Origin of the sequence: Xanthovirga aplysinae (genome assembly GCF_009711365.1) — a bacterium.
GTDB lineage: Bacteria > Bacteroidota > Bacteroidia > Cytophagales > Cyclobacteriaceae > Xanthovirga > Xanthovirga aplysinae.
Genome location: NZ_SMMB01000052.1, coordinates 1 through 248, shown reverse-complemented (window position 1 = coordinate 248; position 248 = coordinate 1). Strand labels below are relative to the sequence as shown.

The 248-nt window shown below is 38.3% G+C and carries 1 protein-coding gene; it reads left to right on the top strand.

Annotated features, from left to right (window positions below; all coding sequences use genetic code 11):
• Positions 1-248, top strand: a 248-nt coding sequence (locus E1171_RS22965; protein WP_187696071.1) for a hypothetical protein, incomplete at both ends; no start/stop codon positions are given.

Sequence of the window (248 nt, the reverse complement as noted above, 5' to 3'; positions counted from 1 at the left end):
TTGGAACAAATTCACCTTCTAGAACTCTTGATATTGTGGATAATGGGGGAATTTTAAGGCTAAAAAATAAAAATAGTGATATCACAAATCCCGAGGTACAACTTGCCAATATCGCTGGAACAGGCTATTTATGGCTGGACTATGATAATGGAGAAGGAAAAGGACATATTGGGATGGTGACACCTACTAGTAGTGGTAGGAAAGAAGTTATTACCATCAATCATACAGGAAAGGTGGGGATTGGAACA